Below are 9,764 nucleotides of genomic sequence, written 5' to 3' on the forward strand. Positions count from 1 at the left end.
GGCGCGGTCGCCGTCGACATCGATGTCGCGCAGATTGGTGACGCGAAACAGCGCCTCGCGCAGCGGCTCGGCGAATTTGGTCGCCGCCGTCTCCTTGGCCTGGCGCAGCCACTCGTCGCGATAGATTTCCAGCCTGGGGAATTGCAGCCGCCAGGCATCGGCGTTGGCCAGGAAATGCGCGTGCATGCCAAAGAAGCTTTCGGCGACGAAGTCGTTCTCGACCATGGACCAGTCCTGGCCGATGAAGGCGTCGATGTCGCGCCGCACCAGCATCTCCCACAGCGCGTGGCGGTCGGCGTCGCCTGAAGGAAACGGGTTCTTGTCGAAGGTCATTGTCGGGGTCTCCGTCTCGCAAGGGCGTCTGTCCGTCGTGGCGTCGAGCCCGTCCGGCAAGCGCGTACGATGCAAGCGCTTCTGTAATAAAGCAACACGGATTTCGAAGAATGTTGCTTTCCAACAAGGCCCCTATCGGGATCGCCCCGATCGCGGTAAATCTCCCCCAAAGCGGGTGCCGCCTCGGTGCCTCGCCGCGTCATCGGAGGAGCCATCCCGTGCCCAAGCAGACTTTTGGAACGTCCCACGTGCCGCTATCGCCCGCCGTGCGGGCCGGCGATTTCGTCTTTATCTCGGGCCAGGTTCCGGTCGGCGGCAACGGCATCGTGGTCAAGGGTGGCATCACGGAACAGACCGAGCAGGTGCTCGCCAACGTCAAGGCCGCGCTGGCGCTGGCCGGCTGCACGATGGACGACGTGGTCAAGACCACTGTCTGGCTGGAAGACGCGCGCGACTTCGGTGCCTTCAACGCGGTCTATGCCAGGCATTTTCCCAAAAATCCGCCGGCGCGCACCACGGTCGAATCGCGGCTGATGATCGACATCAAGATCGAAGTCGAGGCCGTCGCGTACAGGCCGGCCTGAAAGACGAAGCAACAAGGCGGAGGCATCTCCATGCAATTCGACCTCCTGCTGAAGGGCGGACGGCTGATCGATCCGGCGTCCGGCATCGACGCACCACGCGATGTCGCTATCGCCAATGGCCGTGTCGCCGCGGTCGACGCCGACATCCCCGTGACCAGCGCCGCGCAGGTGGTCGATGCGACCGGTTGCATCGTCGCGCCCGGCCTCGTCGACCTGCACAGCCACGTCTATTGGGGCGGCACCTCGCTCGGCGTCGATGCCGACCGGCTCGCAGCGAAAAGCGGAACCACCACCTTCATCGATGCCGGCAGCGCCGGTGCGGGCAATTTTCTCGGCTTCCGCCGCCATGTCATGGAGCGCTCGAAGGTGCGCATCCTGGCCTATGTCAACATTTCCTTTGCCGGCATTTTCGGCTTCTCGCAGACGGTGTCGGTCGGCGAATGCAGCGATCTCCGGCTTTGCGAGCCGCGCGAGGTGGTGGCCGCGGCGCGCGAGCACGCCGACGTCGTGGTCGGCGTCAAGGTCCGCTCCGGCAAGCATGCAGGCGGCACCAGCGGCATCGCGCCGGTGGATCTGGCGCTGGAGGCCGCCGACAAAGCCGGACTGCCGCTGATGGCGCATATAGATGAGCCGCCACCCGGCCGCTCCGAAGTGCTGCCGCGCCTGCGCCGGGGCGACATCCTCACCCATTGCTTTCGGCCGTTCCCCAACGCGCCGGTCTTCGCTTCCGGCATGGTGCGGCCCGACATGCGGCTGGCACGCGAGCGCGGCGTCATCTTCGATCTCGGCCATGGCATGGGTTCTTTCGACTTCGACGTCGCGCGCGCCATGCTGGCCGAAGGGCTGGCGCCCGACGTCATTTCGAGCGACGTGCATCTCTACTGCGTCGACGGGCCGGCCTTCGACATATTGGTGTGCATGTCGAAGCTGATGGCGCTCGGCATGCCGGTGGCCGAGGTCTTGCGCGCGGCGACGCAAGCGCCGGCGCGGGCGATCGCACGGCCGGACCTCGGCACGCTGGCGGTCGGTACCGTCGGCGACGTCGCTCTGCTGCGGCAGCGGCCAGGCCGCTTCACCTTCGTCGATGCGGTCGGCGCCTCGCTGGTCGCCGACCAGCGGCTGGTCTGCGAAGGCATCGTCATCGGCGGCATCTGGTGGCCGAACGAAGCGGTCAACGATGTCGGCGAGACCGACCGTTTCGCGGCGCATGCGCGACATACGCATGTCGAGGTGGCGGCCCGGCATTTCGGGCACCGGCATGAATGATCAGCCAATCTCCCCCCTCGTGGGGGAGATGCCCGGCAGGGCAGAGGGGGGCGCGAAGGAACGCAAACCCTGGCCATCCTGCGACCTGCAAAGAACCTGTGCCAAGCGCAATTGCAATCGGCTGAGAGGCCGGCGGGACAGCGCCCCCTCTGGCCTGCCGGCCATCTCCCCCACGAGGGGGGAGATCAGCAGCTTCACTGCCCAGCGTTACTAGGCTTGCCATAAACCGGCGTATCGATCCCTTCCATCCGTGCCTTGATCTGCAGCGCGACATACTTCGAATAAAATCGCGACAGGGCCAGATTGCCGCCGTGGAACCATAGGGCTTCCTGTGCGGTCGGTTTCCACATGTTGCGCAATTCGCCTTGCCAGGGGCCGGGGTCGCCCTTGACGCCGGAGCCGAGGCCCCAGCAGGGGCCGACCTTGTCGGCGACCTCGCGCGAGACAAGCGCCGCCACATTCTCGTTCATCGACTGGTAGCCGGTGCAGGCGACGATGGCGTCGGCCTCGAGTTCGCTGCCGTCCTCGAACAGGATGCCTTTCGGCGTCAGTGATTTGATGGCGACGCCGCTGCGGATGCCGACCTTGCCGTCGATGATCAGGTCCGAGGCGCCGACATCGATGTAATAGCCCGAGCCGGTGCGGTAGGCCTTCATCAGCAGGCCGGTCTCGTCGTCGCCGAAATCCAGCGCGAAGCCGGAGGCGGCGAGACGCTCATAGAAGGCCGCGTCGCGCGCGCGGATGACGTCGTAGAGCGCGCGCTGGCCCTTGGGCACCAGCGCGAATGGCGTGGAGGCGACGATCATGTCGGCCCTTTCGGTGGTGATGCCGCGCGCCAGCGCATCCTCGGAGAAGATTTCGAAGCCGACCTGCATCAGCGTGTCCGACTTGACCACGGTGGTCGGCGAGCGCTGGATCATGGTGACGTCGGCGCCGCTCTCCCAGAGATCGACGCAGACGTCGTGCCCGGAGCTGGCCGCGCCGATGACGGCGACCTTTTTGCCGCGGAATTTCTCGCCGCTGGCATACTGGCTGGAATGCAGCAACTCGCCCTTGAATTGGTCCGCGCCGGGCAGCTCGATCTTGCGCGGCGGACCGTAGGCGCCGGTGGCAAAGACGATGTGCTTCGGCTTCAGCGTGATCTGACGACCGACACGATCGACCACCACGGTCCATTCTTTCTCCGCCTCGTCGTAGCTGGCGCTGAGGCACCTGGTGGCGACCCAGTAATTCAGCTCCATGACGCGCGTGTACATTTCCAGCCAGTCGCCCATCTTGTCCTTGGGCGTGAAGACGGGCCAGTTGTCGGGGAACGGGATGTAGGGCAGATGGTCGTACCAGACCGGGTCGTGCAGCACGAGGGTGCGATAGCGGTTGCGCCAGGAATCGCCCGGCCTTGCGTTCTTCTCGATGATGATGGTGGGCACGCCGAGCTGACGCAGCCGTGCACCGAGCATGATACCGCCCTGGCCGCCGCCGATGACCAGGCAATAGGGCTGCTCCGAGACGCCGAGCTCGCGCGTCTCGCGTGCCCGCGCCTCCGACCAGGTCTCGCGTTCGGGATCGGCCTTGTGGCGCACGCCGAGCGGCCGCGTCGGTCCCTTGCGCTCCTCGAACCCCCTGAGGTCGGTCATCGCCGTGAACAGGGTGCGGCAGCGGCCATCGCGCAGACGCATGATGCCTTGTCCCGTGGCCACCGCCGTTTCGAAGGTGAACCAGGCCTCGATGGTGCCTTCATCCGAGGTGGCTTCGCCGGTGATCCGCCAGCCGGTTGGCCTGGTCGTCGCCAAAGTCGACTTCAGCATGCCGGCGATGGCCGCGCGGCCTTCCATGGTGGTGACGTTCCACGTGAAGGTCAGCAGGTCGCGCCAGTAGCAATCGTCGACGAAGAGGTTGCTTGCGGCGGTCACATCGCCGGCTGCGAGCGCCTGCGCCAGGGATGCGAGCCATGCGGCTGCCTGTTTCGTCGGTGCCATTTCGAGCATGTCTTCCCTCTTTCTTCTTCCTTCTCCCCTTGTGGGAGAAGGTGGATCGGCGCGCAGCGCCGAGACGGATGAGGGGTGCGCCACGGGGTGCCGTCGGTGCCAAGCTGGAACACCCCTCATCCGTCGCCTTCGGCGACACCTTCTCCCACAAGGGGAGAAGGAAGAACGCCTCATCAATCCCCGAGCGGCTCCATTTCCTTGCCCGTGCGGTGGATCTGGGCGTTGTATTTGATGCGGCGGACCGTCTCGCGGGCCGAGCCGTCGAGCTTGTAGGCCGAGGCGACCGCCAAAAGGTCGATCATTGCCAGGAAGGCATAGCGCGAGGCGGTCGGCTTCAGCGTGTCGGGATATTCGGGCACGGCGACCGTCAGCCTGACGTCGCAGGCGCGGGCGAGTTCGGTGTCGGGCGCCGTCACGGCGATCGCGTTGGCGCGGTAGTGCTTGGCGAGTTCGACGGCCTCGATCACCTCGCGCGTTCGCCCGGTCGCCGAGATGGCGATCACCAGGTCGCCAGGCTTCAGCGTCGAGGCGGTCATGCGCATCAGGTAGGGGTCGCACTGGGCGCTGATCGAGATGCCATAGCGAAACAGCCGGTACTGGGTTTCCTGCGCCAGCGCCGAAGAGCTGCCGCCGAGCCCGAACACAGTGACCTGGCGGGCCCGGGCGATCAGCTCGGCCGCCTTTTCCAGTTCACCCGGATCGAGCTGCCGCTCGGCCTCCTGCAGTGCCCGCCGCGCTTCGCCGAACACGGCGCTCCAGAACGGCATGCCGGTGTCGCCCTCCCTGGCCGGCGAGGTGTCCAGATAGAGCGCGCCGACGACGAGGCTCTGTGCCAGCTTCAGCTTGAAGTCGCGCACGCCCTCGCAGCCGATGGCGCGGCAGAAACGGGTCACCGTCGGCTCGCTGACGCCGGCGCGCTGGGCCAGCGCCGCGTTGGAGGCGTCGACGGCATATTTGACATTTTCAAGCACGACATCGGCGACGCGGCGTTCGGCCGGGCGCAATTCCGCGTAGGAATCCTTGACGAGCGAGATGATGTCGGGAATGCGCCGGACGGGCTCGCCCCCGGCTCCTTCTTCGTCCACGATCGGATGGCTGGCAGCTTCGGTCATGAAGGCGGTGTTCCCTAGCCCGTTTTCGACCTGACCTCTTAACATGTTTGCACGCCGTCGTTCCATGCGCCCGGCACTGTTGCAGCCGATCCGTGCCGCAAGGACGGCGCCGTGTGCGCCTATCTAACTATGTAGGAAAGCAACAAGGATTTCAAGGCAAAGAAAACGTGGCAAAAACAATCGGATAACTTGCATCTACGATTTTGATGATACGCTTACCACCACCGGCGCTTGACAGCAAAGTAGGATAGTTACACACTGATTTCTGGCAGTCTGATGACCTATTGGATCATCACGCAATCTCCGAGGGGCGGATGAACGCGGGCGAAGCAACAACGCCGAAGCTTGGCGTGCAGGCAGCGACCAAGATCTATCACACGGCGTCCGGCGACCTCCTGGCGCTGGACCGCTGCAGCCTTGACGTCAGGGCCAATGAAATCGTCTCGATCGTCGGCCCGTCGGGTTGCGGCAAGACCACGCTTCTGTGGTCGATGTCGGGCCTGCACGGCCTGACCGGCGGCGAGATCCGGCTCGACGGCAAGGCGATCACCGGGCCGCATCCCGATATCGGCATCGTGTTCCAGGAAGCCAACCTTCTGCCGTGGCGCAATCTCGACGCCAACATCCGCTTTCCCTTCGAGATCAAGGGCGAAAAACCCGACCGCGCCTGGATCGCGCATCTCCTGAACCGGGTCGGCCTCGACGGTTTCGGCGGCAAGTTCCCGCGCGAGCTCTCGGGCGGCATGCAGCAGCGCGCGGCGATCGTGCGGGCGCTGGCGCTGAAGCCTTCGGTGCTGTTGATGGACGAGCCGTTCGGCGCGCTCGACAGCTTTACCCGCGAGGAGATGAACCGGCTGGTCGAGGAGATCTGGCTCGACACCAAGACCACCATCGTCTTCATCACCCACTCGATCGAGGAAGCGATTTTTCTCTCCGACCGCGTGGTGGTGCTGAGCGCGCGGCCGGGCAAAGTCGCCAAGGAATATCGCGTGCCGTTCGCGCGGCCGCGTTCGCTGGAGATCATGGCGACGAAGGAGGTTTTCGACCTCACCAACCGGATCAAGATGGACATTGTCGGCGAGCGCACCAGGCCGAAGGCGCCGGAACGCCCGAGTGCCGAGATCGTGAGGATCAGGCCGTGAGCGACGCCATTCCCGAATTCTCCAAGTCGAAATCAGGTGATGGACAGGACGTCAGCCTGACCAACCTCTCGGCCTTCGCCAGTGGCCCCGGCATCAAGTCCGGGAAAGAGGTGGCGGCCATCCTCGCCGTCGCCGTCATCATCATCGGCGGCATCGAACTGGCGCTGCGGCTGTTTCACGTGCCGCTCTACATCATGCCGCCGCCGAGCTCGATCGGCTATGCGCTGTTCGACGAGTTTCCGCTGATCGCGCCGCATCTTGGCTACACGCTGGTCGAGCTGGTGTCCGGCTTTGCCATCGGCGCGGTGATCGGGCTGGTGCTGGCCGCCGTCATCACCCAGTTCCCCTTCGCGGAAAAGATCGTCGCGCCCTACATATTGCTGCTCGTCACCACGCCGATGCTGGCGCTGGTGCCGCTTTTGATCCTGCGCTTCGGTTTCGGCTACACGCCGCGTATCATCGCGGTGGCGCTGGCAGCCGGGCCGATGGTGATGATCAACGCCGCCACCGGCTTCCGCCGCGTCGACAGCGCCAAGATCGCGCTGGCACGATCCTACGGCGCCAGCACCTTGCAGATCTTCTGGAAGATCCGCGCGCCGATGGCGCTGCCGATGATCCTGGTCGGGCTGATGATCGGCGCCATCTTCGGCCTGCTCACGGCGGTCGGCGCCGAGATGGTCGGCGGCGGCTTCGGCCTCGGCAACCGGCTCACCACCTATTCGTCGATGATCCAGATGCCGCAATTCTTCGCCGTGGTGCTGATCCTGTCGATGCTGGGCATCCTGATCTACGTGCTGTTCTTCCTCATCGGCAAGAAATGGGCGAGCTGGGAGGCTTGAAGCAGAGGGCAATGACCGCGCCCCGGAGACGGGCGACTGACCAACATCAAACAAAAAGGGGAATGCCATGACCAACGACAATTTCATCCACAAGGCGGGAATGAGCCGCCGTACCTTCCTGCAGGTCACCGGCGCCGGGTTGGTGACGGCGACCGCGCTAGGCGCGTCGGGCCTCGAGGCCAGAGCCGAGGCCTATGGAAAATTCACCTGGATCTCGCCGCGCGGCACGCTCGAAGTGCTCGACGACTATCCCTACTGGGCGGCCAAGAAGGCCGGCTATTTCGACGGGCTCGACACCGACATGCAGCCGGGACCGTCCGACGGCACGGCAACGGTGAAGTTCGTCGATGTCGGCCAGGCCGACATGGGCTTTCCCTCGCCCGGCGTGTTCTCCTTCGCCATCCAGAACGGCATGAAGCTGAAGTCGGTGTTCCACATGGGCGCGCGCGACACGTTCTCCATCGCCTTCCGCAAGGGCGAGGGCTCGAACGACCTGAAGAAGCTCGAAGGCAAGACCATCCTGCTCGGTTCCGCCGCCTGGCAGTCGATCACCGATCCGCTGCTTGCCGCGCAAGGCGTCGACATCAAGAAGGTCAAATATGTCGAGGCCGGCTGGCCGACCTGGGGCACCGCGCTTGCCGGCGGCCAGGGCGACGCGGCGCTGTCATGGGAAGGCTTGCGCGCCGAATGGATCGCCAAGGGTCTCGACTTCGAATACTGGCTCGGCGTGAAGAACTCCAAGCTGCCGGCGAACACCTTCGTCGTGCGCGCCGCCGACCTTGCCGATCCCGACAAGAAAGCGTTCCTGGAAAAATACCTGCGCGGTTGGGCGATGGGCCTGGAGTTCGGGTATCAAAATCCGCGCGCGGCGGTCGAGGCGGTGTTCGAACAGTTCCCGACTTTGGCCAAGAACCTCGGGCCGGAGCTCGGCACCACCTCGATCCTGCAGCAGATCAACGTCTTCCGTGGCGACATGGACAAGCGCGGCGGCTGGGGCTCGCACGACATGGCGAGCTGGCAGGGCTTCTTCGACGAGATCCACAAGATCGGCCAGATCACCAATCCGGTGAAGGCCGAGGATGTCTGCACCAACGATCTCATTCCCCCAGCCAACGACTTCGACAAGGCCAAGGTGAAGGCCGACGCCGACGGCGTCAAACTGTCGGAAGGCTTCGCCGCGCTCGATGTCGAGAAGATCAAGGCGCATCTGTTCGATTCGGCGGTGAAGTAGGGTGCCAATTTTCGAGGCCAGCGCCGCCCCTCATCCTCCTACCGGCACCTTCTCCCCGTATAGTGACGGGGAGAAGGGAAGCGCTCCAACGCTGGCGATTGGCGAAAATCGGTGATGACAGCGTCTTTCTCCCCGTCACTATACGGGGAGAAATGCCCGGCAGGGCAATGAGGGGCTGCGCAAACCTAAGATGATTGCCCGGGCAAGCGATCAACACGTGCGGCAACTGAGCCCCTCGCACATGGTTTTAATGATTAAGGAACGGGAGGCAGTAGTGGCCGACAAGGTAAAAGTGCTGGTGGTGGGTCTCGGCAATATGGGTGCGTCGCACGCCAGCGCCTATCACCGCTCCGAGGGTTTTCAGATCGTCGGCATCATGAGCCGCTCGATCAAGAGCAACACCAAGATCCCGTCCGAACTTGCCGGCTATCCGCTCTACGAAGATTTCGACGTGGCGCTGAAGGAGACCAAGCCGGACGCCGTCTCGATCAACAGCTGGCCCAACACGCATGCCGAATACGCGCTGAAGGCGATCGCGGCCAACTGCCATGTGTTCATGGAAAAGCCGCTCGCGACCAACATCCAGGATGCCGAGAAGGTGGTGGCCGCCGCGCGGGCGAAAAACCGCAAGCTGGTGCTCGGCTATATCCTGCGCGTCCATCCCTCATGGATCAAATTCATCGAGGTCGGCAAAACGTTGGGAAAGCCGCTGGTGATGCGCCTCAACCTCAACCAGCAGAGCAGCGGCAGCGCGTGGCACTGGCACAAGAACCTGATCGATTCGCTGATCCCGATCGTCGATTGCGGCGTGCATTATGTCGACGTCATGTGCCAGCTGACCGGCGCGAAGCCGGTCCGCGTGCACGGCATCGGCGCCAAATTGTGGGCAGAGGCCGACAAGCAGAATTACGGCCACCTGCACGTCACCTTCGACGACGGCTCGGTCGGCTGGTACGAGGCCGGCTGGGGGCCGATGATGAGCGAGACGGCCTATTTCGTGAAGGACGTCGTCGGGCCGAAGGGTGCGGTGTCGATCGTCGCCGAACAAGCCGCCAGCACCGCTTCCGACGCTGAAGTGTCGAACTCCGCTGACATCGATCGCCACACCAAGACCGATGCGCTGAAGATCCACTATGCCGCGGTCGACGGCGACAAGAACTTCAAGAAACCGGACGAGATCGTCAGCATGGAGGACGAGCCCGGCCATCAGGAATTGTGCGACCGCGAGCAGGCCTTCTTCCTGCGCGCCATCCGCGAGGACCTCGATCTGAC

At 64.4% G+C, this 9,764-nt stretch carries 9 protein-coding genes; 6 read left to right on the forward strand and 3 right to left on the reverse strand.

All coding sequences use genetic code 11. The annotated features are described in order from the left end of the window. Nucleotides 1-333 (reverse strand): hypothetical protein (locus EOA36_RS16910; RefSeq protein WP_127278606.1); only part of this gene is annotated, 333 nt, incomplete at its 3' end. A 218-nt stretch (nucleotides 334-551) separates the two neighbouring features. On the opposite strand from EOA36_RS16910, the gene EOA36_RS16915 reads away from it, so the two are divergent. Further along, entirely contained in the window at nucleotides 552-917 is a 366-nt protein-coding gene (locus tag EOA36_RS16915) for a RidA family protein (protein ID WP_127278607.1), read from the forward strand. 30 nt (nucleotides 918-947) lie between these two features. Next, complete coding sequence (locus EOA36_RS16920) at nucleotides 948-2,183, forward strand: amidohydrolase/deacetylase family metallohydrolase (RefSeq protein ID WP_127278608.1); 1,236 nt, start codon at nucleotides 948-950, stop codon at nucleotides 2,181-2,183. A gap of 194 nt (nucleotides 2,184-2,377) precedes the next feature. On the opposite strand, the gene EOA36_RS16925 is transcribed toward EOA36_RS16920, so the two are convergent. Beyond that, nucleotides 2,378-4,168, reverse strand: coding sequence for an NAD(P)/FAD-dependent oxidoreductase (locus EOA36_RS16925; protein ID WP_127278613.1), 1,791 nt, complete (start codon nucleotides 4,166-4,168; stop codon nucleotides 2,378-2,380). 173 nt (nucleotides 4,169-4,341) lie between these two features. Next, complete coding sequence (locus EOA36_RS16930) at nucleotides 4,342-5,280, reverse strand: MurR/RpiR family transcriptional regulator (protein ID WP_127278609.1); 939 nt, start codon at nucleotides 5,278-5,280, stop codon at nucleotides 4,342-4,344. 314 nt (nucleotides 5,281-5,594) lie between these two features. On the opposite strand from EOA36_RS16930, the gene EOA36_RS16935 reads away from it, so the two are divergent. From EOA36_RS16935 to EOA36_RS16950, 4 genes are all read left to right on the forward strand, one after another. Further along, on the forward strand, nucleotides 5,595-6,422 hold the full coding sequence (locus EOA36_RS16935; protein WP_127278610.1) for an ABC transporter ATP-binding protein: 828 nt from the start codon (nucleotides 5,595-5,597) through the stop codon (nucleotides 6,420-6,422). Further along, the gene (locus tag EOA36_RS16940) at nucleotides 6,419-7,261 is read left to right on the forward strand and encodes an ABC transporter permease (RefSeq protein ID WP_127278611.1); all 843 of its coding nucleotides are present in this window, start codon (nucleotides 6,419-6,421) and stop codon (nucleotides 7,259-7,261) included. The genes EOA36_RS16935 and EOA36_RS16940 overlap by 4 nt, the downstream gene beginning before the upstream one ends. Before the next feature lie 67 nt (nucleotides 7,262-7,328). After that, nucleotides 7,329-8,492: an ABC transporter substrate-binding protein gene (locus EOA36_RS16945; RefSeq protein ID WP_127278612.1), complete on the forward strand. Its 1,164-nt coding sequence runs from the start codon at nucleotides 7,329-7,331 to the stop codon at nucleotides 8,490-8,492. Between the two features lie 274 nt (nucleotides 8,493-8,766). After that, nucleotides 8,767-9,764: Gfo/Idh/MocA family oxidoreductase (locus EOA36_RS16950; RefSeq protein WP_145969194.1), on the forward strand; the 998-nt coding region annotated here is incomplete at its 3' end.

Source organism: Mesorhizobium sp. M8A.F.Ca.ET.021.01.1.1, from assembly GCF_003998025.1.
Lineage (GTDB): Bacteria > Pseudomonadota > Alphaproteobacteria > Rhizobiales > Rhizobiaceae > Mesorhizobium.

Bases quoted from the DNA above. Each gene is read 5' to 3' on its own strand.
- EOA36_RS16920 (WP_127278608.1), top strand. From the start codon at position 948: ATGCAATTCGACCTCCTGCTGAAGGGCGGACGGCTGATCGATCCGGCG.
- EOA36_RS16925 (WP_127278613.1), bottom strand. From the start codon at position 4,168: ATGCTCGAAATGGCACCGACGAAACAGGCAGCCGCATGGCTCGCATCC.
- EOA36_RS16930 (WP_127278609.1), bottom strand. From the start codon at position 5,280: ATGACCGAAGCTGCCAGCCATCCGATCGTGGACGAAGAAGGAGCCGGG.
- EOA36_RS16935 (WP_127278610.1), top strand. From the start codon at position 5,595: ATGAACGCGGGCGAAGCAACAACGCCGAAGCTTGGCGTGCAGGCAGCG.
- EOA36_RS16945 (WP_127278612.1), top strand. From the start codon at position 7,329: ATGACCAACGACAATTTCATCCACAAGGCGGGAATGAGCCGCCGTACC.